Annotated in this window: 1 pseudogene; it reads right to left on the reverse strand. The window is 58.0% G+C overall.

The window, feature by feature from the left end:
* Positions 1-124: 124 nt before the first annotated feature.
* Positions 125-433: pseudogene (locus HMPREF2690_RS12100) on the reverse strand (hypothetical protein); the annotation flags it as partial.

The following is a 433-nucleotide window of genomic DNA, read 5'->3' on the forward strand; positions in this document are numbered from 1 at the left end:
GGGTTTGTGAAGGCGGTTTCGAGACCGTCTAGCTAGGTTTGCGGAGGTGCTAGACGATCAGGGGTAGCAACGAAAAGAGAGTGTGCCCTCATTGGGGCACACTCTTTGTAGTTTGGGTGTTTGGTTAGAGCATCATGTTGGCGAAGCCGATGCCGATTCCGACGATGGCTAGCAGGGCGACGATCGGGGCGACGATGGCGGCGATGTTGACGTCTGCTCCTGCAGGCTTGTTGTTGTCTGCCTGCTTCTTGGCGTTGTCCACCTTGGCCGGTGCGTCCTGCTCCGCTTCAGCCTGGTCTTGTACCTGCTCCTCGGCCTTGTCATTAGCCTTGGCCGGGGCTTCTGCTTCTGCTTCGACCTGTGCTGGTGCTTCTGCCTTGTCGTCTGCTTTGTCGGCGGCTGGTGCTTCTACCTTGTTTTCTTCCTTGGCGGG

The sequence above is a fragment of the Corynebacterium sp. HMSC034E11 genome (genome assembly GCF_001835905.1).
Classification (GTDB): domain Bacteria; phylum Actinomycetota; class Actinomycetes; order Mycobacteriales; family Mycobacteriaceae; genus Corynebacterium; species Corynebacterium coyleae.